Genomic DNA, 1,958 nt, shown 5'->3' on the forward strand with positions numbered 1-1,958 from the left:
AAAAAAGCTTGCCAAAGCGAGCAAAAGATGATAATATTATAAAGCTGTCATTTGAGAGAGATGAGAAAATTAAAAAAGTTCTTGTCAAAGCTTAAAAGACATGATATAATATAAAAGTTGTCATATGACAACGGTAGTACCTTGAAAACTGAACAAAGTTTCGCTGAAAGTGTGCGGGATATAAAAATCCCAAACAAAAGCGAAGTCAATTCGCAAGCAATAAATTTGAGATAACTCAAAGAAAGTTTTAGAGCTAAACGATAAAAAGCTCATTTTCAAAAGGAAAATGAGAGTTTGATCCTGGCTCAGGACGAACGCTGGCGGCGTGCCTAATACATGCAAGTCGAGCGAGCTTGCCTAGATGATTTTAGTGCTTGCACTAAATGAAACTAGATACAAGCGAGCGGCGGACGGGTGAGTAACACGTGGGTAACCTGCCCAAGAGACTGGGATAACACCTGGAAACAGATGCTAATACCGGATAACAACACTAGACGCATGTCTAGAGTTTGAAAGATGGTTCTGCTATCACTCTTGGATGGACCTGCGGTGCATTAGCTAGTTGGTAAGGTAACGGCTTACCAAGGCAATGATGCATAGCCGAGTTGAGAGACTGATCGGCCACATTGGGACTGAGACACGGCCCAAACTCCTACGGGAGGCAGCAGTAGGGAATCTTCCACAATGGACGAAAGTCTGATGGAGCAACGCCGCGTGAGTGAAGAAGGGTTTCGGCTCGTAAAGCTCTGTTGGTAGTGAAGAAAGATAGAGGTAGTAACTGGCCTTTATTTGACGGTAATTACTTAGAAAGTCACGGCTAACTACGTGCCAGCAGCCGCGGTAATACGTAGGTGGCAAGCGTTGTCCGGATTTATTGGGCGTAAAGCGAGTGCAGGCGGTTCAATAAGTCTGATGTGAAAGCCTTCGGCTCAACCGGAGAATTGCATCAGAAACTGTTGAACTTGAGTGCAGAAGAGGAGAGTGGAACTCCATGTGTAGCGGTGGAATGCGTAGATATATGGAAGAACACCAGTGGCGAAGGCGGCTCTCTGGTCTGTAACTGACGCTGAGGCTCGAAAGCATGGGTAGCGAACAGGATTAGATACCCTGGTAGTCCATGCCGTAAACGATGAGTGCTAAGTGTTGGGAGGTTTCCGCCTCTCAGTGCTGCAGCTAACGCATTAAGCACTCCGCCTGGGGAGTACGACCGCAAGGTTGAAACTCAAAGGAATTGACGGGGGCCCGCACAAGCGGTGGAGCATGTGGTTTAATTCGAAGCAACGCGAAGAACCTTACCAGGTCTTGACATCCAGTGCAAACCTAAGAGATTAGGTGTTCCCTTCGGGGACGCTGAGACAGGTGGTGCATGGCTGTCGTCAGCTCGTGTCGTGAGATGTTGGGTTAAGTCCCGCAACGAGCGCAACCCTTGTCATTAGTTGCCATCATTAAGTTGGGCACTCTAATGAGACTGCCGGTGACAAACCGGAGGAAGGTGGGGATGACGTCAAGTCATCATGCCCCTTATGACCTGGGCTACACACGTGCTACAATGGACGGTACAACGAGAAGCGAACCTGCGAAGGCAAGCGGATCTCTTAAAGCCGTTCTCAGTTCGGACTGTAGGCTGCAACTCGCCTACACGAAGCTGGAATCGCTAGTAATCGCGGATCAGCACGCCGCGGTGAATACGTTCCCGGGCCTTGTACACACCGCCCGTCACACCATGAGAGTCTGTAACACCCAAAGCCGGTGGGATAACCTTTATAGGAGTCAGCCGTCTAAGGTAGGACAGATGATTAGGGTGAAGTCGTAACAAGGTAGCCGTAGGAGAACCTGCGGCTGGATCACCTCCTTTCTAAGGAAGGCGAAAGATGATGGAGAGTGCGAGAGCACTAAGAGAAGTCATCGAGAAAGCCAAGCGGAAGCACACTGAGAAACTTTGTTTAGTTTTGAGGGTA

At 48.5% G+C, this 1,958-nt stretch carries 1 rRNA gene; it reads left to right on the forward strand.

From position 1 onward, the window contains the following. The first annotated feature begins 282 nt into the window (after nt 1–282). Nucleotides 283–1,855, forward strand: a 16S ribosomal RNA gene (locus tag CP370_RS09010). Nucleotides 1,856–1,958 lie beyond the last annotated feature (103 nt).

It is taken from the genome of Lactobacillus sp. UMNPBX19 (genome assembly GCF_002553805.1).
In the GTDB taxonomy this organism is placed as follows: Bacteria; Bacillota; Bacilli; order Lactobacillales; family Lactobacillaceae; genus Lactobacillus.